At 63.9% G+C, this 22797-nt stretch carries 20 protein-coding genes; 9 read left to right on the top strand and 11 right to left on the bottom strand.

What is annotated here, in order from left to right; genetic code table 11:
- Positions 1 to 380 precede the first annotated feature (380 nt).
- Positions 381 to 1712, top strand: coding sequence for a cell division protein PerM (locus ACLRGI_RS05980; RefSeq protein WP_419200743.1), 1332 nt, complete (start codon positions 381 to 383; stop codon positions 1710 to 1712).
- 38 nt (positions 1713 to 1750) lie between these two features.
- Here ACLRGI_RS05980 and ACLRGI_RS05975 read toward each other — a convergent pair whose 3' ends face one another.
- Positions 1751 to 2200, bottom strand: coding sequence for a hypothetical protein (locus ACLRGI_RS05975; RefSeq protein ID WP_419200742.1), 450 nt, complete (start codon positions 2198 to 2200; stop codon positions 1751 to 1753).
- Between the two features lie 11 nt (positions 2201 to 2211).
- Here ACLRGI_RS05975 and purN point away from each other — a divergent pair, with 11 nt between their 5' ends.
- Together purN and ACLRGI_RS05965 are read left to right on the top strand one after the other, a co-directional pair.
- On the top strand, positions 2212 to 2793 hold the full coding sequence (purN, locus tag ACLRGI_RS05970) for a phosphoribosylglycinamide formyltransferase (RefSeq protein ID WP_419200741.1): 582 nt from the start codon (positions 2212 to 2214) through the stop codon (positions 2791 to 2793).
- Between the two features lie 119 nt (positions 2794 to 2912).
- A complete protein-coding gene (locus tag ACLRGI_RS05965; RefSeq protein ID WP_419200740.1) occupies positions 2913 to 3848 on the top strand; it encodes a hypothetical protein in 936 nt (311 codons plus the stop codon).
- A gap of 70 nt (positions 3849 to 3918) precedes the next feature.
- Here the strand turns inward: ACLRGI_RS05965 and ACLRGI_RS05960 are convergent, their stop codons facing one another.
- Genes ACLRGI_RS05960 through ACLRGI_RS05950 form a run of 3 tightly spaced genes read right to left on the bottom strand, consistent with a single transcriptional unit; the run spans position 3919 to position 7189 of the window.
- Positions 3919 to 5271: an MFS transporter gene (locus ACLRGI_RS05960; protein WP_419200739.1), complete on the bottom strand. Its 1353-nt coding sequence runs from the start codon at positions 5269 to 5271 to the stop codon at positions 3919 to 3921.
- Between the two features lie 51 nt (positions 5272 to 5322).
- Positions 5323 to 6273, bottom strand: coding sequence for an N-acetylmuramic acid 6-phosphate etherase (murQ, locus tag ACLRGI_RS05955; RefSeq protein WP_419200738.1), 951 nt, complete (start codon positions 6271 to 6273; stop codon positions 5323 to 5325).
- Positions 6248 to 7189, bottom strand: coding sequence for an N-acetylglucosamine kinase (locus ACLRGI_RS05950; RefSeq protein ID WP_419200737.1), 942 nt, complete (start codon positions 7187 to 7189; stop codon positions 6248 to 6250). Before ACLRGI_RS05950 ends, murQ begins: the two co-directional genes overlap by 26 nt.
- Before the next feature lie 310 nt (positions 7190 to 7499).
- Between ACLRGI_RS05950 and ACLRGI_RS05945 the strand changes: the two genes are divergently transcribed.
- Both ACLRGI_RS05945 and purH read left to right on the top strand, forming a co-directional pair.
- Positions 7500 to 8429, top strand: coding sequence for an endonuclease domain-containing protein (locus ACLRGI_RS05945; protein ID WP_419200736.1), 930 nt, complete (start codon positions 7500 to 7502; stop codon positions 8427 to 8429).
- A gap of 267 nt (positions 8430 to 8696) precedes the next feature.
- Positions 8697 to 10379, top strand: coding sequence for a bifunctional phosphoribosylaminoimidazolecarboxamide formyltransferase/IMP cyclohydrolase (gene purH, locus ACLRGI_RS05940; protein ID WP_419200735.1), 1683 nt, complete (start codon positions 8697 to 8699; stop codon positions 10377 to 10379).
- 164 nt (positions 10380 to 10543) lie between these two features.
- On the opposite strand, the gene ACLRGI_RS05935 is transcribed toward purH, so the two are convergent.
- Entirely contained in the window at positions 10544 to 11653 is a 1110-nt protein-coding gene (locus ACLRGI_RS05935; RefSeq protein WP_419200734.1) for a trypsin-like serine peptidase, read from the bottom strand.
- Between the two features lie 243 nt (positions 11654 to 11896).
- On the opposite strand from ACLRGI_RS05935, the gene ACLRGI_RS05930 reads away from it, so the two are divergent.
- Entirely contained in the window at positions 11897 to 14119 is a 2223-nt protein-coding gene (locus ACLRGI_RS05930) for an NADP-dependent isocitrate dehydrogenase (protein ID WP_419200733.1), read from the top strand.
- A 63-nt stretch (positions 14120 to 14182) separates the two neighbouring features.
- Here ACLRGI_RS05930 and ACLRGI_RS05925 read toward each other — a convergent pair whose 3' ends face one another.
- The 5 genes from ACLRGI_RS05925 to ACLRGI_RS05905 form a co-directional block, all read right to left on the bottom strand.
- Positions 14183 to 15286 carry an FAD-dependent oxidoreductase gene (locus ACLRGI_RS05925; protein ID WP_419200732.1) on the bottom strand — a complete coding sequence of 368 codons (1104 nt, stop codon included), beginning with the start codon at positions 15284 to 15286 and terminating at the stop codon, positions 14183 to 14185.
- 103 nt (positions 15287 to 15389) lie between these two features.
- Entirely contained in the window at positions 15390 to 16244 is an 855-nt protein-coding gene (gene phnE / locus ACLRGI_RS05920) for a phosphonate ABC transporter, permease protein PhnE (RefSeq protein ID WP_419200731.1), read from the bottom strand.
- Positions 16241 to 17092, bottom strand: a complete 852-nt coding sequence (locus ACLRGI_RS05915) for a phosphonate ABC transporter ATP-binding protein (RefSeq protein WP_419200730.1) — start codon at positions 17090 to 17092, stop codon at positions 16241 to 16243. Before ACLRGI_RS05915 ends, phnE begins: the two co-directional genes overlap by 4 nt.
- Entirely contained in the window at positions 17092 to 18006 is a 915-nt protein-coding gene (locus tag ACLRGI_RS05910; RefSeq protein WP_419200729.1) for a phosphate/phosphite/phosphonate ABC transporter substrate-binding protein, read from the bottom strand. The genes ACLRGI_RS05915 and ACLRGI_RS05910 overlap by 1 nt, the downstream gene beginning before the upstream one ends.
- 52 nt (positions 18007 to 18058) lie before the next feature.
- On the bottom strand, positions 18059 to 19276 hold the full coding sequence (locus ACLRGI_RS05905) for a TIGR03364 family FAD-dependent oxidoreductase (RefSeq protein WP_419200728.1): 1218 nt from the start codon (positions 19274 to 19276) through the stop codon (positions 18059 to 18061).
- A 163-nt stretch (positions 19277 to 19439) separates the two neighbouring features.
- Here ACLRGI_RS05905 and ACLRGI_RS05900 point away from each other — a divergent pair, with 163 nt between their 5' ends.
- From ACLRGI_RS05900 to ACLRGI_RS05890, 3 genes are all read left to right on the top strand, one after another.
- Complete coding sequence (locus tag ACLRGI_RS05900) at positions 19440 to 20207, top strand: GntR family transcriptional regulator (RefSeq protein ID WP_419200727.1); 768 nt, start codon at positions 19440 to 19442, stop codon at positions 20205 to 20207.
- Positions 20204 to 20875 (top strand): phosphonatase-like hydrolase, encoded by a 672-nt coding sequence (locus ACLRGI_RS05895; RefSeq protein ID WP_419200726.1) that lies wholly within the window; start codon positions 20204 to 20206, stop codon positions 20873 to 20875. The genes ACLRGI_RS05900 and ACLRGI_RS05895 overlap by 4 nt, the downstream gene beginning before the upstream one ends.
- An 81-nt stretch (positions 20876 to 20956) precedes the next feature.
- Positions 20957 to 21391 (top strand): DoxX family protein, encoded by a 435-nt coding sequence (locus ACLRGI_RS05890; RefSeq protein ID WP_419200725.1) that lies wholly within the window; start codon positions 20957 to 20959, stop codon positions 21389 to 21391.
- A gap of 47 nt (positions 21392 to 21438) precedes the next feature.
- Here ACLRGI_RS05890 and ACLRGI_RS05885 read toward each other — a convergent pair whose 3' ends face one another.
- Positions 21439 to 22509: a Gfo/Idh/MocA family protein gene (locus tag ACLRGI_RS05885; RefSeq protein WP_419200724.1), complete on the bottom strand. Its 1071-nt coding sequence runs from the start codon at positions 22507 to 22509 to the stop codon at positions 21439 to 21441.
- Positions 22510 to 22797: the final 288 nt, after the last annotated feature.

Genomic DNA, 22797 nt, shown 5'->3' with positions numbered 1-22797 from the left:
GCCCCTCGGCGAGGGGTGGGCGAGGCCTCGGCGGGTGGTGAGGGCGAGTGCGAGGGCGGTCGCCTGCGGGGAGACCCCAAAAAGAAGGCTGGTGCAGCCTAGGGAACGAATCCAAGGCGGCTGCACCAGCTGCTAGTACGACTTTCTGTTATGAGTTATGACACCTATCCATTGGCCGCTCCTAGTTCCCGGCTTCGTTTGTTTCCGGGCCTTTCAAAGTCTGCGCAGGGCGGGGCGGAGCTGAGGTGGTCATGGAGGGCTCCGTCCCCGGGAGAACACCTCCCATTTTACGGCGGCTCATGGGAAAAAGCGCTGGAATTCGCGGTATTTCAGGGGCGCCTGCCGGGGGAGTGCTGCCTGCCGTGGCACGATAGATCACGATGAAACTGCGCGCTGATCAGACCGGAAACCGTGGCCTCCCGATGCCCCTTTGGCTGCAGGGTGGTTTGGAAGCGGCTCAGGCAGCGTTCATTTCAGCCATTGTCGTGGTGTTGCCGCTGGTGGGAGTGTGGGCCACCGACGGGTTCCAGAACCGGAACGTGGATGCTTTGGCGCGCCTCGCCGGCCAAGCCTGGTTGCTGATCCACGGCGTTCCGTTGGAGTTGGCGCACGTCAACGTTGGCACTGCGGCACAACCAGGTTCGGGGCTGCTGTCCCTCATTCCACTGGGCCTGACCCTCATCCCGTTCCTGCTTGCGTGGCGGGCGGGCCGTCGACTTGCCCGGGCGTCGTACACCGACCAACTATGGCAGGCGTTCCTTGGTGCTTTCGTGGTGTACGCGGCCTTCGGGACGGCCACCGGATTCGTGTGCCGAACACCCGAGGTCGTCATCAACCTCTGGTTCGCCATGACGCTTCCGTTGATCTCCTTCGGCCTGGGCATGATCGTTGGCGCCCGGCGCGAAGCTGGCTCGTGGAGCCGACTGATCGGCGTCGACGCCGTCGCCTGGCTAGCCAAGACCAGCCAGCATTCCCGCTGGGCAGGCTCGTACGTGGGCTCCGCGTTGAAGGCCGGCTTCGTAGCGACGATGGCCGCTGTCTGTTTGGCCGCGCTACTGCTCGCTGTGACTATCGTGTGGCATTGGACGGACATCATCGCCGTCTACGAAGGTCTGCAGGCCGGTGCAATGGGCGGCGCCGTGCTCACCATCGCGCAACTCGGCTTCCTGCCGAACCTCGTGATTTTCGCCCTGTCCTGGTCCACCGGCGCAGGCTTCTCACTCGGCGTAGGCTCAACAGCGGGTCCGCTGGGGACCGCCGTCGGACCGCTCCCGGCCGTCCCCGTCCTTGGGGCACTCCCCGCAGGACAGCTCGACGCCGGTGCCATGGCGCTCGCGCTTCCCGTGGTCGCCGGGATCCTGGCTGGTTGGTGGTTCCTGCGCGAGGGCGAGAACCATTTTGACGAGTGGCTTTCCATCAAGATCAAAGCCCGATGGTTCACGGCCACCGCGTCCACCCTGTTTTTGGGCGCCTTCATTGGCATCGTTGCAGGGCTTCTCGGCGGAGCCCTGGCGTGGATCGCACGCGGTTCAGCAGGCATCGGACGGCTCACGGAAATCGGACCCCACCCGTTGTGGACGGCAGTCTGGCTGGCCGCCGAGGTGGGTATCGGCGTCGTGATTGGCTACGCCGTGGGGCCGTGGCTGGAACGCCGCCAGAAGCTGCGCGAGGCGAACCTCGACGAAGTAGCGTACGACGACGAACACGCCTGAGCCGGTCCGCTCAGTAACGCTGGGGTGCCGCGGTAAAGCTACCGCAGCGGCCCCGGCATCGAGTCCTCGAGCTGGGACAGGCACTGTGTCTTGGCGGATTCCGTCAGCGCCCCGCGTGAGCAGTCCTGGTAAGTGCTGACCTGGTTGAAGAAAAGTACGGATGTCAGGATCAACAGGCACATGACGGCCGTGACAACCAAGCCTGAAATTGTCCCGAAGAGCATCAGTTTCGGGTGTTTGTGCTTCAGTGTCCGCACCAGGACGACGATGCCCAACACCAACGCTGCAAGGGTGAGGATGGCGCTCAACCACACGTAATTCACGTTCAGGGAGAACACGAAGAACGCGCCCAAAGCCGCTAGAAGGAAAGCGCGGAAGAGGTTCTGGCTCACGCCGAGGGCGGACTTTTCGGCCTCGGAGCGGGGTTGTTGGCTCGGCTTGGAACCGACGTCGGGATTCATGTTTTCCAGCCTACGCGAGCCGCCCATAAGCTAGTGCAATGCGCATTGTTGTCCTCGTCTCCGGTACCGGTTCAAATCTTCAGGCAGTCATCGATGCCGTGAAGTCGGGTGAACTGGACGTCGAGATCGCAGCTGTGGGCGCCGACCGGCCCGACACATACGGCGTGGAGCGCTCCGACGAAGCAGGCATCGAGACCTTCGTGGTCAACTTCAACTCGTTCGAAACCCGCGCCGAATGGGATGCAGCCCTTCGCGACAAGGTTCTGTCCTACAAGCCGGATGTTGTGGTGTCCTCGGGTTTCATGAGGATTGTCAGCGAAGACTTCATCAACGCCTTCGGCGGCAAATACGTCAACACACACCCCGCCTTGCTGCCGTCCTTCCCTGGAGCTCACGGAGTGCGCGACGCCATTGCCTACGGCGTCAAAGTCACCGGCTGCACAGTCCACTGGGCCGACGCCGGCGTGGACACCGGCCCCATCATTGCGCAGGAAGCCGTTGCTATCCTCCCGGAGGATTCCGAAGAATCCCTGCACGAGCGCATCAAGGTAGTGGAGCGCCGCCTGCTGGTCCAGACCCTGGCAGAACTCGCCGCCGCCCCAACCCCCTTACCCAAGTAGGTCGCAGATCAGGTCGTTCTCAGCGCTGGGAACGACCTGATCTGCTACACAGATTGCGTTCCAGCGCCGAAGGCTGTGGATAACGCTCCACGCGCGCGCCGTTTTTGTCAGCATGGGGCATGAAGTATCCACGCCCATTACCTGGGTCCCTGTCGGCAACGTCCTTTACCTTGCAGCAGGCGCTCGACGCCGGTGCATCCCGAGGGCGGCTACGGCACCCGAGCCTTGTCTCGCCAAGCCGCGGCATCCGGGTATCGCGGCAGGGCGCCGAGAATGGCATGATCCATGACGTTCGTCCGCTGACCTATGTCACGTCTTTCTCCGCCGCCTCGCATGCCACTGCTTTTTTACTGTGGGAGTTTCCGGGTTTCCTGCCTGGGAGCAACCGGCCCGGTATCCACATTTCCCGTCCAGACACCATGGCGATTCCCCGCCGTGCCGGAGTGGTGGGCCACAGGGGGCAGTTTTTCGATGACGAAATCACCACGCTCAATGGCCTGCTTATCACCAGCCGTGCCCGGACGTGGCTGGATTGCGCGCGGAAGATGGATATTGACGAGATCACGGTTGTGGCCGATCACTTGCTCCGCATTCCCAGGCCGGAATTTGAGGGACGCAGTTTGCCGCACTGCACCATGGATGAGCTGGAGGAGATGCTGGACCGGCACTGGGGGACACCGGGTATCCGCAAGGCCCGCCTCGCCTTGGAACAGGCCTGCGTGGGGGCCGACTCTGCCCCCGAAACGCGACTGAGGCTGGCGCTCAAGTGGGCTGGGCTGCCCACAGCGGAAGTCAACGTAGCTACAGAACTAAGTCCCGGCGTCGTGCGCCAACCGGACCTCACGTATCGAGAGCAGCGCGTTGCCGTTGAATACGAAGGTGAGGGGCATTCGGACCAGGAACAGATCGTGAGGGACATTACCCGTGAGGAGGACTTCAGCCGTGCCGGATGGATCCTTGTGCGAATCTCCAAGCGCCACATGTCTACCGGCGCGACGACCGCAGTGGCCAAGGTGAGGCGGGCGCTCGAACAACGTGGCTGGGCACCCAAGTAAGTCGCAGATCAGGTCGTTCTCAGCGCTGGGAACGACATGATCTGCGACTTAGTTGGGTACGGAGGGGCGGCTACTCGAGGACGCGCTGCTTTGTCTCCGGAGCGAAGAACGCCATCCACAGCACGGAAAGCAGCACCAAGCCGCCAGCCATCGCAAACGACTGCGCCAAGCCGAACTCCGGCCAGAAGAACGAGGCAAACACCAAGGGCCCGAAGCCTGCGCCTATGCGGGAGAACGTGGAAGCCCAGCCGAAGCCGGAGCCCCGAAGTTCGGTGGGGTACAGCTCGGACACGTACGCGTAGAGAACCGGAATGGCCACCTGCACCACGAAGCCGAACACCAGGAGCCAGAACACGGCAGCCGACGGCACGTCCACCACGAACGCCACGATCACCAAGGTCAAGGCGGACAGAGGTCCGGTAACGGCGAGGATCCATTTACGGCCCACACGCTCCACCAGGAGCGCTGCCACCACCACGCCCAAAAGCCCGACGGCGGCCATGCTCGCCGTCGTGACGAACGCCTTGTACTCCTCGAACCCGGCACCGATGAGAATGCGGGGCATCCACGTCAGCGACAAGTAATAGACCAAGAGGATGCTGAAGAACAGGGCCCAAGCGGCGGTGGTGATCTTCCAGTTGAACTGCCAGATCCCTCGCAGCTGCGCCCAAGCGCTGCCGGGGGAGAGGCGCGGCGCAGCCTGGGGTTCAGGAAGGCTGTAGGCACGCTGCTCGGCACCGGTGGCCTGCACCAAGCCATCAATCACGGCCGCTGCCTCCTGCCGGCGGCCCGCCCTGATCAGGAACAGCGGAGATTCAGGAACCGAACGCCGGACCCAGAAGACCAGCAGGGCGGGCAGCACCATGATCAGCATGGTGAGCCTCCAATCACCGAAGGCAGCAACCAGCCCGGCCGAGACGAAGCCACACAGGGCAGCGCCGATCGGCCACCAACCATCCATGGCGGTGAGCACCTTGCCACGTTGCTTCCGCGGCGTGAACTCACCCACCAACGCATAGTCCACGGGGATGCAGCCGCCCAAGCCGAAGCCAGCCATGAAGCGGAAGATGCAGAACCACACGATGTCCGGGGCAAAGGCGCCCATGACCGTGAAGATGCTGAAAATGAGGAGGGTGGCAGTGAACGCTTTTTTGCGGCCGATGGTGTCCGCGATGGTGCCCCACGCGAACGCACCCACGGCCATGCCGATCAAGTTGGCCGTGCCGATCCACGCGGCGTCAGCCGGTTGCAGCGACCAGTGCTTGGACAGCAGCGGAATCAGGATGCCGTTGAGCGTGACATCCCACGCGTCGAACATGAACCCGAGCCCGCCGATCAGGAAAATCCGGCCTTGGACCTTCCACCGCCATGGCAGTTCCTGTACAACTTGTTCGCCGCTGGGCACGGCTGTGTATGTATTCATTTGCCCTCCTGCATGCAACTTTATGCGCTGGGGCGAACACCGCCGTCCGCGTTACTTCCGGTTCTCGATGGCCCTCCGCAGGAAACCGCCGGCTTCCTCCAAGGCACCCTTGGCCTGGCCAGCCTCGATACCTGTCAGGAGCACCAAAATGGCCGCCTTCACAGACCCGCCGACCGAGTCCAAAGCTGCTGCGGCTTCCTCTGCAGAGACGCCGGTGGCGTGCTGGACGGTACGTTGCGATCGGGCCAGCAGCTTCTCGTTCGTGGCACGCAGGTCCACCATCAGATTCCCGTACGTCTTGCCAAGCTTCACCATCACCAACGTGCTGATCATGTTGAGGACAAGTTTCTGGGCCGTGCCCGAGTTCAGCCTGGTGGAGCCCGCAATGAACTCCGGACCCACTACAACCTCGATCGCGGCGTCGGCCAAATGGCTCACGGCGGAGCCCTTGTTGCATGCCAGCGACGCCGTAAACGCGCCCCGCTTCCGTGCCTCTTCCAGCGCGCCGATCACGTAGGGCGTCCGGCCCGAGGCCGTAATACCTACGACGGCGTCGGCTTCAGTCACGTTGATGTCATGCAGGTCGCGCGCGCCGGCGGTTGCGTTGTCCTCGGCATATTCCACTGGTTGCTGGATCGCTTTGGTACCGCCGGCGATAAGCCCGACGACGAGTCCCGGCGAAGTGCCGAACGTCGGCGGGCATTCACTCGCGTCGAGCACACCCAGTCGTCCGGCCGTCCCGGCGCCCACATACAAAAGGCGGCCACCACGCTGGAGTCGCTCCGCAACGGCGTCGACCGTTTGAACAATCGCTGGACTCGCGGCCTCAACGGCTGCGTGTACTCCTGCACTGTGGGCGAGCATCGCAGCAACCAGCTCTTCGGTGCCCAGGATGTCCAGGTTCTCCAGGCCCTCGGCCGTGGCCTCGGTAGCCAAGCCGGCGAGTTCCGTGCGCAGACCCGCTAGATTGTCGGCGTTAGTCGGGCCAATTTGTTCCGTCACGGTGGATGTACCTTTCCTGGATGAGCCCGCGGCGCGTCGCAGCGAGGGCAGCACCGTCCAAGCCATCGCCCAGCGGTGCAACCACCTCAATCCCAGCCGAAGCGAGGGACTTCCGCAAGAGCGCCGCGAAGAAGTCCGATCCCACCACGCCGCCCAGGATGGTTACGCGGGACGAGCCGGCGTCGCCGCTGGCGAGCCCCACGGTATTGGTCAGGATGCGGCACGCCTCGCCAACGATGTCATGAGCGACGGCGTCACCCGCCTCCGCTGCGTGCAGAACCAGCGGCGCGAAACGGGCCATCGCCCGGTAGGGGTTCTCGTTCTCGGCGAGCCACCCCGGAAGCATTTCCGGCGACTCCACCAAAGCGCCGGCCGCGGCTGACAAGGACGTGGCCGGGCCGCCGTCGTGCGCTTCAAGAACTGCTTGCAGACCCTGCTGGCCGATCCAACGCCCACTGCCGTGATCGCCCAAGTAGGGTCCCCAGCCGTCGGCCCGGTGCAGGACGCCGGCTTCATCGAAGCGGAACGCAACGGCACCCGTGCCCACGATGAGCGTGGTTCCGGGGGCGCCTTGGAGCGCGCCGAGTTGGGCTGCCGTGGCGTCCGAGAGGACGGCCGCCGGAACTGAGAACCTTTGGGACAACATGGTGGCGAGCTCCTGCGACTTTTCCGCAGAGGCTTCGACGCCGGCCACAGCCGCGCCCAAGCTGGTGATTGCGCCTAGGGGGAGGCCGGGCGGCAACAAGCCCACAGTCTCGAGGAGGAGTTCGAAGGCAAGGGTGGGCCCGTTATCCATGTGCACCCCGGGGAAGCCATGCTGGTCGGCGGCGCCCAACAACTCCGTACCGCTGCGCAACTCCACGCGGCAACGACTCTTCCCTACATCGGCAACAAGAACAACCTCGGTGGCATCCATGGATCAACCCTATGTTGCGGGGCCTGCTCTGCGTGCTTGGTTGGTGATTTGCCACGCAGAACGGGCCCCACAACGGCAGGGCTACGAGTTGTGGGGCCCGTTTTACGCCCCTCGCGCTCTGGATGGAACGCAGAGCGGGCCCCACAATGGGTGGGCTACGAGTTGTGGGGCCCGTTTTACGCCCCTCGCGCTCTGGATGGAACGCAGAACGGGCCCCACAGCGCCTGTGGAGGAGCAGTCAGTAGTACCACCGAGGGCGATTTCTGTGGATAACCGAATGAGAGGCATCGTTTCCCGCAAGCATGGTTCCATGCTGAAACCCACTCCTTTGCCGTCGGATGTCGATTCCCAGGGCTTCCTTGTCGCCGATGCCTATGCTGCCGGTGTACCGCGATGGCGGCTCCAAACGAGCGAGCTTGTAACGCCGAGTCGTGGCATTCGTCTCGCCAAGGAGCACGAGCATGACCTCGAATTGCTGGGCCGGCTACACACCGCTGTAACTCCGCGCTGTGCGGTCAGCCATGTCACGGCAGCGTTGCTGTGGTCGATGCCGCTCCCTATCTATCTTGAGGAGGAAGGCGCCAGCGGTCCGATTCATGTAACGCGCCGGCAGGAGATCGGCAGAGTCAAGCGCCGCGGTGTGATCGGTCATCGGGCTCCGCTCTTGGCCCGGGATGTTCGTCTCTCGAACGGAGTTAAACTGACGTCGCCTGAGTGGACCTGGATGGACTTGGCCCGACATATGGGAAGGTCATCGCTCGTGGCGGCGGGGGATTTTCTGTTGGCACGGGAGAATCCGTTGTCTTCGATCGAGGCAATTCAGGAGGTCATTGACCGACGGCCGAAGGTCAAGGGAATCAGAATGGCCAGGGAAATACTTCCTTTATTGCGTTCAGGCGTCGACTCACCCCAGGAATCGCGGTTGCGGTTGAAAATCGTCGACGCCGGACTACCCGAGCCAGCGATCACGCAGCCCGTCTTCGATGAGCATGGCAGGTACATATCCACGCCCGATCTGCAGTACAAGGAATACAAGATTGCCATGGAGTATGAGGGCGATCATCATCGATCCGACCCCGTGCAGTGGGGGAAGGACATTGAACGCGACGACCGGCTTCGCGCCATGGGCTGGGTCGTGTTGAAGTTCTCGGATGTTCAGATGAAAGGTGGTTGGGCCAACGCCGAACGAAAAATGCGCGATGCGTTGGCATCGCGCGGGTGGCGAGGACCGTCGTCGTAATTTCGAGGACGAGGCCAACTTGTGGGGCCTGGTGTGCGCCCCTCGGCCCGCGAGTGGGGCGCAGAGTGGGCCTCGCAACGTGAGGTGGGAACTTGTGGGGCCTTGTGTGCGCCCCTCGGTGCGCGAGTGGGGTGCAGAGTGGGCCTCGCAACGCAGGGGGGACGAGGACGCAAAACCGGGGCGCCAACGAAACGCGATAAACTCTCCGTATCCCCACCACCCGCGAGACCACCCGCGACATCTACGCGAACTAAGACGGAGACTTTTGTGAGCTTGACGCAGCTTGACCGTGTTCCCATCCGCCGTGCACTGATCTCGGTTTACGACAAGACGGGACTGGAGGAGCTCGCGAAGGGCCTGCACGCAGCCGGCGTCGCCATTGTTTCCACCGGCTCCACCGCCAAGAAGATCTCCGCCGCAGGCATCCCGGTCAAGGAAGTCGAAGAAGTCACCGGCTCCCCGGAAATGCTGGACGGCCGCGTCAAGACCCTGCACCCGCGCGTGCACGGCGGCATCCTGGCTGACCGTCGCGTTCCGGCGCACATGGACACCTTGGCCGGCATGGAGATCGAAACCTTCGACCTCGTGGTGGTGAACCTGTACCCGTTCGTGGAGACCGTGAAGTCCGGTGCAGCGCCGGACGATGTGGTTGAGCAGATCGACATCGGCGGCCCCGCGATGGTGCGTTCGGCCGCGAAGAACCACGCCGCCGTCGCCATTGTCACGGACCCCAACTTCTACGGCGCAGTGGTCGAGGCCGCAGCACAAGGCGGCTTCGACCTGAACACCCGCCGCCGCCTGGCTGCCAAGGCCTTCGCGCACACTGCCAGCTACGACAACGCTGTTGCTTCCTGGACCGCCAGCCAGTTCCTGGACGAAGACGGCGACGGCATCATCGACTGGCCCGCCTATGCAGGTCTTTCCTTGGAGCGCTCCGAGGTCCTCCGTTACGGCGAGAACCCGCACCAGCAGGCCGCCCTGTACGTGGACAAGGCTGCCCCGGCAGGCATCGCTCAGGCCGACCAGTTGCACGGCAAGGCCATGAGCTACAACAACTTTGTCGACGCCGATGCCGCCCTCCGCGCTGCGTTCGATTTCGCCGAGCCCGCCGTTGCGATCATCAAGCACGCCAACCCGTGCGGTGTGGCTGTCGGTTCAGCTGATGCTGCAGATCCGATTGCGGACGCTCACGCCAAGGCCCACGCCTGCGACCCCGTCTCCGCTTTCGGCGGCGTCATCGCTGCGAACCGCACCGTCACCGCAGGCATGGCCCGCGCGGTTGCCGACATCTTCACCGAGGTTGTCATCGCCCCGGACTTCGAGCCCGAAGCCGTGGAGATCCTTTCCAAGAAGAAGAACATCCGCCTTCTGGCCCTGCCTGAAGGCTACGGCCGCTACCCCTCCGAGATGCGCCAGGTTTCCGGTGGCGTCCTGGTCCAGATGAGCGACAAGGTAGATGCCGACGGCGACAACCCCGCCAACTGGACCCTCGCCGCAGGCGAAGCCGCCGACGAAGCAACCCTCGCGGACCTCGCCTTCGCCTGGACCGCTTGCCGGGCCGCCAAGTCCAACGCCATCCTGATCGCCAACCACGGTGCAGCCGTGGGCATCGGCATGGGCCAGGTCAACCGCCTGGACTCCTGCCGACTGGCCGTGGAGCGCGCCAACACGCTGGGCGTGAAGGTGGAGTCCGGTGGTGCAAGTGGGGGCGATGCCCCCGGCGGTGCGTCCAACGCCAGCGGTGCCAACGCACCTGAGCGCGCACGCGGTGCCGTTGCATCCTCGGACGCGTTCTTCCCGTTCGCTGATGGGCTGCAGATCCTGGTCGATGCCGGTGTCCGCGCGGTCGTCCAGCCGGGCGGGTCAGTCCGGGACGAGGAAGTTATCGCCGCAGCCAACGCTGCCGGCATCACGATGTACTTCACGGGCGCTCGCCACTTCTTCCACTAGTCCCCACCGCCTCCCTGACCTCGCTGCGCTTCGGCCAGGGAACCCGGACGGCGTGGGCCCACCCAGCGCCACAACGCAAGGGCGGCCGCCCCCGAAATGGGACGGCCGCCGTCGTGCTTTATCTGCACGTACTTAACAGGGACGTGCCAATAAAAGAGGGTCCGCTACGAAGCCGCCGCAGCAGTGTTGTACGTGGACTGGATTACGGTGCCCCAGTACGGGCCGTACATGGTGGTGGAGTTGCTGCCGTATCCGTAGCTGTTCACGGAGTTCTGGTAGCCGGTGGAGCTGGTGCCGATGAACCACGGACCGCCCGAGGACCCGCCGGTCATGTTGCAGGGAATTCCCTGGCTGTTGAACTGCGGGTTGTAGGGATCGTTGGTGGCTTTGCCGGAGCAGCTCTTGAGCGATTCACCGTTGAAGGGCGAGCCTGCAGGGTATCCGAAGGCCTTGTAGCTCAGGCCGCGGGCGGCGTTGAACTGGACGCCGGAGGAACCTACGACGTCGGCGAGGCGCTGGCCGTTGAGGGTGTTCATGACGGCGAAAGCGGTGTCGTACTGCATGTTGCCGTTGGAAGCCCACTGGGTGGGGGCGTACAGCGCCTTTGCCGTCCACTTCCCGTAGGGTGCCGCACCGTTGAGGTAGGCGGGAACGAAGACGAAGTTGGTGGCGTACGCGCCGGGGCCTTCGTTGAGGCAGTGTCCGGCGGTGGACACGGTGCTCTTGTTGGCTGCGGTGACGGAGTTGCCTGAGCAGACGTAGTTGGAGCCGCCCAGGGTGAAGAAGATCTTGCCGATGTGCTTGACCGGCGTCTCGCTCTGGTTCACCTTGCGATCGATGGTCTTGGAGTCGGTTGCTGCAGGCTGTCCTGCGATGCTGCTGATGGAGCCCGGGGCTTCGGCGACCGGGGCTTTGCCGAGGTTGAGGAGCTTGCCGCGTTCCAGTGCTTTGGTGGCGAGGATTTCGCCGGACTTGGCACTCTTCATGCGTTCCGGCGTCCAGTAGTCTGCAGCGCCGGCGTCGGACACTGCATGGCTGCTGACCGCAGCACCGCTGGAGTCTGTGGTGTTTACCGGTGCCGCGTTGGCGCTGGTGGTTCCAACCAGCGCCAGGATTGCGGCAGCGGACAGACTCAGCAGGCTTGTGGCCAGGGTCTTGGTTTTTGTCACGTTGTTCCTACCTATCGAGGGAGTGAGGCGGTCAGTGATGGCGACCGCCGACTGACGGAATTGAAGGTATCGAACGTATGACAAGTTTGTAAAGAGATGTTTCATAGTTTGTGATAATTTGCTGTCACTTCCTGTTAGGGCCAGTGGGGCTATGTCTGCGCGCCTCGGTTCGGGAGGAGGGCAGCGTTCGACGCCGGTCGGCAGCAGCGGCGGTCAGGCCGTCGTCGGGCGTTAATCACCGAGAGTGGTAACGAACACGTGATCCCGGACACGAAGAGCCGCCAAAACGGTCTACTCGGGTAAGTTAGGAGTGTTGAAATCTGCAGACTTTCAGGGAGAACCCCGCCAATGGCCAAGATTATCTATACCCACACAGACGAAGCGCCGATGCTGGCAACCTACTCATTCCTGCCGATCATTGAAGCGTATGCCTCAACCGCAGGTGTGGAGGTTGAGACCCGCGATATTTCGCTGGCGGGCCGCATCATCGCCGTCTTCGGCGATTTCCTGACTGAAGAACAGCGCACAGGCAACGCCCTTGCTGAGCTTGGCGAACTGGCAAAGCAGCCGGAAGCCAACATCATCAAGCTGCCCAACATCAGCGCCTCCGTCCCGCAGCTCAAGGCTGCCATCGCCGAGCTCCAGGCCCAGGGCTACGCCCTCCCGGACTACCCGGACAACCCCTCCTCGGACACCGAGACGGACATCCGCTCGCGCTATGACAAGATCAAGGGCTCCGCTGTGAACCCGGTTCTGCGTGAGGGTAACTCCGACCGCCGCGCACCCCTGTCGGTGAAGAACTACGCCCGCCAGAACCCGCACTCCATGGGTGCCTGGACCGCTGAGTCCAAGACCAACGTTGCCACCATGGGTGAGAACGACTTCCGTTCCAACGAGAAGTCCGTTGTCCTCAAGGCCGATGACTCCCTGACCATCCAGCTGGTGCGCGAAGACGGCACCACCAAGGTCCTGAAGAAGGACTTCCCTGTGCTTGCCGGCGAAGTTGTGGACGCCACCGTCCTCCGCGCCGACGCCTTGGATGAGTTCCTCAAGGCGCAGGTTGCCCGCGCCAAGGAAGAGGGCATCCTCTTCTCCGCACACCTGAAGGCCACCATGATGAAGGTCTCCGACCCCATCATCTTCGGCCACGTGGTCAAGGCCTACTTCTCCGAGCTGTTCGATACCTACGGAAAGCAGCTCGCAGCCGCAGGCATCAGCCCGAACAACGGCCTCGCAGCCATCCTCAGCGGCTTGGAAGACCTGCCCGAGGATGTCCGTGAAGGCGTCAAGGCAGCCATCACAAAGGGCCTCGAAGACGGTCCCGCGCTGGCCATGGTGGACTCCGACAAGGGCATCACCAGCCTGCACGTCCCGTCGGACATCATCGTTGACGCCTCCATGCCGGCCATGATCCGTTCCTCCGGCCACATGTGGGGCCCGGACGGCAAGGAAGCCGACACCCTGGCCGTCATCCCGGACAGCTCCTACGCCGGCATCTACCAGGTTGTCCTGGACGACTGCCGCGCCAACGGTGCTTTCGACCCCACCACCATGGGCACCGTTCCCAACGTGGGCCTCATGGCACAGGCAGCCGAAGAATACGGCAGCCACGACAAAACCTTCGAGATCCAGGCAGCCGGCACCGTCCAGCTCGTGGACAGCAAGGGCAACGTCCTCACCGAACACCAGGTCTTCCCCGGTGACATCTGGCGCGCTTGCCAGACCAAGGACATCCCGGTCCGCGACTGGGTCAAGCTGGCCGTTACCCGTGCCCGCGCCTCCCAGACCCCGGCCGTGTTCTGGCTGGACGAGGGCCGTGCGCACGACGCCAACCTGATCGCCAAGGTCAACGAGTACCTCAAGGACCACGACACCGAGGGCCTGGAGATCAAGATCCTTTCCCCGGTTGCGGCCACGGCCTTCACGTTGGAGCGCATCCGCAAGGGCGAGGACACCATCTCCGTCACCGGTAACGTGCTCCGCGACTACCTCACGGACCTGTTCCCGATCCTCGAGCTCGGCACCAGCGCCAAGATGCTCTCCATTGTTCCGCTGATCAACGGTGGCGGCCTGTTCGAGACCGGCGCCGGTGGCTCCGCTCCCAAGCACGTCCAGCAGCTGGTCAAGGAAAACCACCTCCGCTGGGACAGCCTCGGGGAGTTCCTTGCCCTGGCCGTCAGCTTCGAGCACCTTGCTACCACCACCGGCAACGCCCGCGCACAGGTCCTGGCTGACACGCTGGACCGCGCCACGGGTACGTTCCTGCTGGAAAACAAGTCCCCGCGTCGCAGCGTCGGCGAGCTGGACAACCGCGGAAGCCACTTCTACCTGGCCACATACTGGGCCCAGGAATTGGCCAAGCAGACCGAAGACGCCGAGTTGGCCAAGGACTTCGCGGCAATCGCTGAAGCCCTGACCTCCAACGAAGAGGCAATCGTCGGCGAGCTGGCGGCAGTCCAAGGTCCCGCCGTCGACCTCGGCGGTTACTACCGTCCGGACGCCGCCAAGGCCGCTGAGATCATGCGCCCGTCGGCTACGTTCAACAAGGTCCTCGCGGACCTCAAGAAGTAGACTCCACAAAGCGAAACCGGCCCGCAGGCGCTGCCTGCGGGCCGGTTGCTTTTAAGTTTGAATTCAGCGTTCCGCGTGGAACCGCTCCGGTGCCGTGCCGCCGTCGACGATGTCTTTCAGCACCCGGCCGATGGCCGGCGTGAACTTGAAACCATGGCCCGAGAAGCCGGCGCCCACCACCAGCGGACCGAAGTGGTCCAGCACGAAATCCTCGTTGGGCGTGGTGGTGTACGTGCAGCTGATGGGAACCGCCGTGGAAGGGTCGACGCCGGGAAGCCACTCTTCTGCATACCGCACCAAGGCTTCCATCTGGTGGGGGATGGGCTCGAATGTGCGCTCGTCCGGATCCATGACCGGACCAACGCCGTGCCAGCCTGCCTTGACCCCTTCGCCTGGGGTGAGCATTCCGTAAACGGGGCTGTACCAGTACTCGTAGGCGGGGTCGTCCATGTCCGGGCTGTGGTTGAAGCTCGGCCACACCAGCGTGTTGTCCTTGGGAGTGAAGTGGGCCGGCTGCTCCTGGGTCACTACCAACGCCGGCAGGTCCGTGAGCTTGCCGATGAGTTTCGGGGTCCAAGCGCCTGCCGTGACTACTACCCGGCTGGCCGTGTACTCCACCTCCTCCGTCACCACCACCACTGATTCGCCGCCGGTGACGCGGATGTCCTTGACCGGCGTCGAGTAGTGGAACACCGCGCCGTGGGCCTCAGCTGATGTGCGCAGCGCGAGCAAAGCGTCAGCGGAGCGGATGCGTCCGGAGCCGGGCACGAAGAGGACGTCGGTTGCGAAATTCATCCCGAGCCAGCGGTTGGCGGCTTCATCAGGGGAGATGAAGTAGCTTTCGATCCCGCGCGCCTCGTGGGCCTCCCGCACTTGCTGCAAACGGGGGACGTTTCCGTGGTTCACGAGCCCCACTATGTCCAGGAGCGGTGCGCCGTGCTCCGCCGCGAGCTCATCCCACAGGATTTTCGACTCGGCGAGGAGGTCCAGGTAGTCGGCCTCGGCGTACGCGGTGTTGAAGTTGCGGGTGGCACCGTGGGAAGCACCGATGTGGTGTCCGGCCTCGAACTGCTCCAGCAGGACCACGGAGCGACCCGCCCGGGCGAGTTGCCAAGCGGCCGCCGATCCCATGGCTCCTCCGCCAACAACTACAACGTCAACCTGCATGCCCGCTCCATCCACCGTTGGCCCTCTTGAAATACTCGACCCCCGAAGAGGGCCACCTCCCATTCTGCCCCCACTCGCCCGCAGTTGGGTCAATCATGCAGCGTTACGCAGCCAGGCGCCTGCGGATCCACGCGGAGAACTGGTCCACCACGATGATCAGGACCAACACGATCAGGATGTGCGTGAGCATGGAGTCGAACTGGAAGGACTTGATGGACTGGTTGATCAGCAACCCGATGCCGCCGGCACCCACAAGGCCAAGGACCAGCGAGGACCTCACGTTGACGTCGAAGCGGTAGAGCAGCAGGCCCACGAACTGCGGGACCACCATGGGCAGGGTTGCGTTGGCTACCTGCTGGATCCGGTTGGCGCCGGCGGTGCGCAGCGCTTCTTGGGGCCCGGCGTCAATTTCCTCCATCGACTCCGCCCACAGCTTCCCCATCACACCGGTGTTGTGGCAGATCAGCGCCAGCACTCCGGCAAAGGGCCCAAGGCCCACGGCAGTAACAAAGATCAACGCAAAGACAATGTCCGGAACGGCGCGGAAGAAGGACAGGATGGCGCGCGCAGCTTGATACACGAGCCGGTGCGGACTGGTGTTTTCAGCGGCCAGGGCTGCAAGCAGCAGGGCGAACGGTACTGACAACGTGGTCCCCAGCAGACCGATCCACAGGGTCACCAGCGTGGCTTCGAGGCCGGGCTTGAGCGTCTTCTCCCAACTGAGGTCCGGCGGGAACGCGTCACCAATGAATGCGGCCATGCCCTTCCAACCATCCACCAAAAGCTCGGGTTTGAAGTCCGTCCCTTCGATGGCCACGGCGTGAAGTCCGACGGCGGCGGCTGCCACTGCCGCCGTCGTGATCCACCGCAGCGGCTTCTTCGGGCGGACCAGTGCCACGCGGGTTTTGCTTGTAGAGTCCCGGCGGGCGACCGCCGGGGTCAAAGTGTGGGGTGTCATGCTGCGGATTTCCTGTCTGAAACGGCACGGTCTGAAACGGTCCTGTCTGAAACGGTCCTGTCTGAAACAGTCCTGTCCGGTGCGTACAAGGTGTCGAGGTGTTCCGGCGTGATCTCCGTGGAGGGGAGGTCGAAGGTCATGGAGCCTTGGAGGAGCCCGATTGACCTGTCCGCGTACCGCAGCGCGAGATCAGGTTGGTGGAGTACGGCGGCCACGGCCAGCCCTTCGGAATGGGCGAGTTCGCGCAGCAATGCCATGACCTGCTCGGCGGCGTGCGGGTCCAGTGCGGAGACCGGCTCGTCGGCGAGTACGACGTTGGCCCGCTGGCAGAGCGCCCGGGCTACGGCGACGCGCTGCTGTTGTCCGCCGGACAGGCGGCCGACGCGGTCAAAGGCACGATCAACCAGACCGACGCGGTCCAGGCAATCAAGGGCTTCCTGCTGGACGTCGGCAGGAAAAAGCAAGGGACTCAGCGACCGGACGGTGGGGATCCGCGAAAGGGCCCCGGCGCAGACGTTGTCCAGGGCGGTGCGGCGGGGGACCAAATGAATCTTCTGGAAGATCATGGCCATCCGTTGCCTCGCCTGCTGCAGATCACGGCCCTGCAAGGTTCCCAGGGGAGCACCATCGATGCTGATGCTGCCCGAATCCGGGGAAGTGATGCCCATGACGCAGCGCAGGGTGGTGGACTTGCCTGAGCCGTTGGCCCCCAGGAAGGCCACCAGCTCACCGGCTGCAACGGAGAAGTCGACGCCCTGCAGCACGGTCCGTCCGTTGAATGATTTGCGCAAGCCCTGCACAGACAAGCCCTGCACAGAGAGGAGTGAGCCCTGACCGGAGGGAGTCATTACAGATCCTTTTCAGTGAGGCCCATGGTCTCGGCGAGCTCAAACAAGGGCGTGTAATTGTCCTTGGTGACCTCCAGGAGCGGGCCCGGAGGAGTGACATCGAGGAACTCGCCCACCTTGGCGACGTCGGCGGGCTCAAGGCTCAAGAACGCATCCTTCACTGCGGCCTTGAAGGCGGGGTCGGCGTCGCCCCGGACGGTGATGGGGTCGTTGGGGATGGGGTTGGACGTCCATACCTGGCGGAATTCATCCGGAGTGAAGGTGCCGGCGGCAATCGCCGTAGCAAGTGTCTGCGAGTTTATCTGTGCTGCATCCACCTTGCCGTTGGTCAGTGCCAGCAGGGCTTCAGGGTGGCCGCCGGTGTAGTCCATCTTGATGTCGGCATCGGCGATTCCTGCTTCACGGAGTCCGAAGCGGGGCAGTACATCGCCGGAGGTGGAGCCCACACTGCCCAGGGCAAGGGACTTGCCCTTCAGGTCGCCAATAGCTTGGATGGGGCTGTCCTTGGGAACCCAGATCCCCGCGGTGTAGGTGCTGAGTTCCTTCTCCGCGGTGCCAAAAGATACCAGCGGCTCAGCACCGGCTTTGGCGTCAGCGAAAACGTAGCCCAAAGGACCGAACTGGCCCAGGTCCAGTTTGCCGTTGCGCATGGCCAGGACTTCGGCGGCATAGTCTTCCACCACCTGGACGCTGACCGGGCAATCGAGCTTCTTGGACAGTGCTGCTGCCAGGACGTCGTAGGCCGGCTTGAGCTTGGCCGGATCCTCGTAGGGCTCGATGCCGAACTTGATCTCGCCGTTGGGGCAAGTGGCCTTGGTGGCCTCGGGGGAGGACTGTGCCGAGCCGCCGCAGGCAGTGAGCGCCAGAACGGTGGCGAGGGCAAGCGCGGAACCGGTGAGGAGCGTGGTTTTCATGGGAATCCTTATGCGAAGGGGATGAGAGGAGAGGACGGGTGCCAAAGATGAGTCAGTGCAGGCGCGAGACGTTGCGGTGCGCCAGACCGAAGGACAGGGTCATGCCGACGCCGGAGGTCACGGACACCACCGTGACGCCGGGCTGGACCTCGCGGACCAGGATCGGTGCCACGTCGGAGGATGCGTAGACGCCCTGCCAGCGTTGGATGATCTCCAGGGGTTCGCCGATCCGGCCTGTGATCTCGGTGTTGAGGGTGTCGGTCACGGATTCGTCCAGGAACGGATCGGCCGTGCGGTGATAGTGGTGGGAGTCGCCCAGGATGATGGTGCCGTCAGGGCGCTGGGTGAACATGACGTTGGCACCGATCTCCAACAGTTCGGGCTGCTTCTCCAATACCTCGGAGCGCAGGGCTGCGGCAGCGGGCATGTCCGTGAAAGCCGGGTACCGGAGCATGGAGGTCGCCGTGAGGACCGCAGGGGCGAACTCGACGCCGGAAGGCTTGGCCGCCAGCGACATTTGCAAGGCGCACCGTTGAATCTTGTGTTCCTCTGCAAGGACCGGGAAGAGGTAGTCCACGTCGTGGCCAACACACACGAACACCTGCTTTGCCCGAAGCTCGCCGCGCGATGTCTGGACAGTCACGCCTCCAGGGGATTGGCTGAAGCCCTGTGCCGCCGTGTTCCAGTGAAGTTCGACGCCGGGCTGCTGGCCTAGCCACTCGGCCAACTTTGCGACCGTGGTCCGGGGATCCACCCGGAGGTCGTCCCGAAGGAAGGCGCCGCCAACCAGGCCGGGCCATCCGCCGCTTTGGTGAGAGTCGTCGTCGTGCGCTTGTTCCGTGACGGAAGCGGAGGCACCCAAGCGAGCCCGGGTCCCGTCGGGGGAGAGCAGCTCAACCTGTCCCGGTTCCCGTACCGCCGAAAGCTCGCGCAGGACATTCATTTCGGCCTCGGTTCGGGCAAGGACTACGGCGCCTGCTTCGGAAGCCCAGAAACCGGCGCGCTCGGAAAACTCGAGCCAATACTTCCGGGAGGTCTGCGCGAGTTCATACAGTTCGCCGGATTGGGCCGTAATGCAGCAGTGGCCAAAGTTGCGTACAGAAGCGCCGGCCGCGTGATGGTCGCGCTCGATGATGGTGACGGTCAGGCCGTTGGCAATAGCTTGCGCCGCGTGGGCCAGGCCCACGATTCCGGCGCCGACAATTACGACGTCGGTGGGTTGGCTTGGGCTGCTGTTGGCGGCTTTGGGAGGGATGCTCGGGTTGTTCACACCACTGACATTGGCGGCTCGGGGAACGGGAATCAAGCTAGATCGGGACTTGTATATACAAGTTAATCTGAATTTAACGTTTGTTCATCCTAATTCACGGTGAGTTCATCTTGAACCCTGGCAAACCGGCTCCCTTGGCCGGATCGACTTGTATTATCAACTTGTGAGCACACAGCAGAACGCACCCCTCCACGTCCGTCTCAGCGAGGAATTCATGCGCCGGATCACCGACGGCGACTGGCCGCCGGGCTTCCAGCTACCCAGCGAGGCGGAACTGTGCCGCGAGTTCGGAACATCGCGCGGCCCCATCCGCCAAGCGCTCGCATTTCTCCGGTCGGAGGGAGCTGTGACCGGTGGCCGGGGCAGGCCGCCCATGGTTCGCTCGTCAGTGCCGTCGCAGTCGTTCTCAACGTTCAACTCGTTCACTGAGTGGGCCAGCGGGATCGGCAAAAAGCCCGGCCAGCGGACGCTTGAAGTGGCAAGGCGCGAAGCCAGTCCGGAAGCTGCGGAGGCGCTTGGTTTGATGCCGGGTACCACCGTGGTGGAGGTCCTGCGCGTCCGCTACCTGGATGACGCCCCGGCCATGATCGAGCGCACCACGTTCATCCTGGACGTGGGCCGGAAACTGTTCGACTTCGACACCGACTCGGGGTCCATATTCGCGTTCCTCAAGAAACAAGGCGTGGACCTGCACAGTGCCCGTCACACCATCGACGCCGTCGCTGCAAGTGACGAGGACGCCGAACTCCTGGAGCAACCCGAAGGTATTCCGCTGCTGCGTGAACGCCGTATTACCCGCTCGGCCGATGGGCAGCCCCTCGAATACTCGGAGGACCGCTACCTGCCGGCGCTGACCAACTTCACCATCGACAACACCGTGGAACGCCGGGCCGCCCTGGTCCGCATCCACACCGAAGGAGCAACCCCATGATCAAGCTTGTTGCCTGCGATATGGCCGGAACCACCATCGACGAACACGGCGATGTCTACGTAGCCCTTGCCCGCTGTGTGGAGGAAACCGGCGTGACCACCAGACCGGAAGCTGTGCAGGAGTGGATGGGGGCGGACAAAGTTGAGGCCATCACGGCGCTTATTGAAGCGGGGGGAGGAGCAGCTACGTCAGAAGTAGTCGCTGCCGCCTTCAAGCGCTTCAAGGAGTTGCTCGTGGAGTTCTACGACGCCAACCCGCCGGTCGCGCTCGACGGGGTGGAAGATGCCTTCCGCGACCTCCGCCGCCGGGGAATCAAGGTGGCCCTGACCACTGGCTTCTCACGAGACGTCGCCGAGCCCCTGCTGGAGCGGCTGGGCTGGAGCGTCAACGACGATAACCTGCTCGACGCCGTCGTATGCTCCGACGAGGTAGCCGCCGGCCGCCCGGCACCGCACATGATCCACCGGGCCATGGAACTGACGGGCGTGCAGGATGTCCGCGCCGTGATGGCTGCCGGCGATACCCTGAACGACCTCGCCGCTGCCAACAACGCAGGCGTCACCGCCGTCGGTGTCCTCACCGGAAAGCTGGACCGCGAAGCCTTGGCCGCACACCCGCACCACCACATCCTGGACGGAGTGAAAGACATCCCGGCGCTGCTGTCCTAGCAGCCCGCGCGGGTTGGCGGCGGCTATGTTGACGGTTTGGCGGGTTGGCGGTGGACACGCAGGCATGGAAGATTGGAACCCGTGAAATTCCTGCACCCGTCTCCCGCTTCCTCTGCCCGCGGCGTCACCATCCTGCGGGTGGTGTTCGGCGCGCTCCTGATGGTGCACGGCTTCCAGAAGTTCATGGCCGGGCACGCTGCGTTCGCCGCCTCTGTTGCTGCCATGGGAGTACAGAAACCGGAGATCGTGGCGTGGCTGGTGATTGCCGGCGAATTGGGCCTGGGACTGCTACTGGTACTCGGTGCCCTGACCCGGGTGGCCGGATTCCTGGCGGCGGTCATGTTCGCAGGGATCTGGTTCGTGACGGAAGCGGGAAAACCCCTGCTCACCGACAAGTCCGGCGTCACCGCCGAACTCCTGATCATCTACGTAGCCATCTCCATCGCCTTCGTGTTCCTCGGGCCGGGCGCACTGTCCGTGGACCGCAAGCTGGCAAGGCATCCTGTGCGGCGTTAACACAGCCAGGTTAACTCTCGACGGCGGCACACGCCGCCGGGGTCTGCTCACCTGGCGTCGTTGGGGTACCGAATCCCGAGCTGAGACCGCACGCCGTCAAAAAGGCGCATGACGTTGACCGAGTCCTCCAGCGGCATGACCGGGCTTTCCGTCAGGCCCTGCTGGATGCAGCGGGTCACTTCCCGGAGTTCGTAGGTGTAGCCGATGCCCACCACGTCAAAGTGTTCGCGCCGCGGTTCGTCCCACCCAATCCGGATCATCAGCTCGCGGGGGTTGTTTACCGAGCCCACGGTCTGCAGGAACCCGAGCCCGCCGGCCACCGTGGCGGTTCGAGGTCCATGCGCCATCAACGACGACGTCAGTTGCGCCTGGGCGCCTGTGTCGTAGCCCAGTGTCAGGGCATTTTGGCTGTCCACGCCGTCCTCGTTGAGTGTGCCGATCGCGGTGACTGACTGCGGAAAGCCCAGCGTTCCCAATGCCCACAGCAGGGGGTAGACGGTGATGTCCAGGAGCGCGCCGCCGCCGTCGTTGAGGGCCCATATTCGTGCTGCGGGATCGTAGGGTGCCGGGAACCCGAGGTCGGCACTGACCCACTGGATCTGTCCGAGCTCCCCGGAGGCCGCGATCTCGAAGGCGCGCTGCATGCTCGGCAGGAAGCGGCTCCACACCGCTTCCATGAAGAACACCTTCTGTTCCCGGGCCAGCCGCACCAGCTCGGTGGCTTCCCGGGCGTTGATGGTGAGTGCTTTTTCGCACAGCACGTGCTTGCCGGCACGCAGGGCTGCGGCAGCAATCTGGAAGTGCTGGGCATGCGGGGTGGCCACATAGACCACGTCCACCGCGGGATCGTCGAACAAACGCTGGTAGCCGGGAACACCGCCGTCGTCCCCGTAGCCCTTGGCGAAACCAAGCGCATGGGCGAACGCATCCGCGGCGGCCTGGGTGCGGGAACTCACGGCATACAGCTCGGCATCTTCAAGCAGTGACAAGTCCTGCGAAACACTATTGGCGATGTTGCCGGTGGACACCACACCCCACCGCAGGGGCCGCCCCGTGGCAGCGCGGGGATCCTGGTTGCTTTGCTCGGACAGCCACGGCACGGCGATAGGAAGTGTCATGCCGTTTATCCTCTCATTCCGGGCAAGTCATGGCGGGGAAGGGTCGGCGGGGTTTGGGTTGGCATGGGTCGCACCCTTTTGCGCCGCACGCTGCCGTAACCTCTGGTGCGCCGGGCGGGAAGGGGTGCGCCCTCAGGGAACGTAGGGTGCGGCGGGCGGGAAGGGGTGCGCCGAGAGGGAGTCCATGCGAGGCCGGTCCAGACGAGTGCGGGGGTTTGGGTGAGGCCTCGTTCGCACCCTTTTGCGCCGCATGCTGTCGTAACCTCTGGTGCGCCGGGCGGGAAGGGG

This window comes from Paenarthrobacter sp. PPS72 (assembly GCF_048537125.1).
GTDB classification, from domain to species: Bacteria; Actinomycetota; Actinomycetes; order Actinomycetales; family Micrococcaceae; genus Arthrobacter; species Arthrobacter nitroguajacolicus_E.
Note: the sequence above shows the minus strand (reverse complement) of the source record. Positions and strands in the feature narration are given on the sequence as shown.